Annotated in this window: 1 protein-coding gene; it reads left to right on the top strand. The window is 54.0% G+C overall.

Going from position 1 to position 311, the window contains the following annotated elements:
* Nucleotides 1–311: hypothetical protein (locus tag AC0L3B_RS39040; RefSeq protein ID WP_473383036.1), on the top strand; the 311-nt coding region annotated here is incomplete at both ends.

A 311-nucleotide genomic window follows, 5' to 3' on the forward strand; every position in this document is an offset into this window, starting at 1 on the left:
CCTGCTGCAACTGGCGCTGCATAACCTGGACCCTCTGGCGACGTGGACAAAGTGGCGATTTGAATACGCCTCGTTTTTGCAACCTGCCTGGAAACAACGGCTCAGCGCCGAATTTCTGATCCGTATAGTCTCGTCGCTGGATATAGGTGGCCAGCACGACGCTTTGATCCGCAAGGAATTTTATCCGCCAGTGGCGCATGACCAGTCGCTCAGGGTTAATATGATTTTGCGATCACCCACCACACAGCGGCTATCAAATCGGTCGCAAAAGCTGGCGTACACATTATCGGGCATATCCACCAGGGGCTGGT

This window comes from Bradyrhizobium sp. Kon56 (assembly GCF_055807635.1).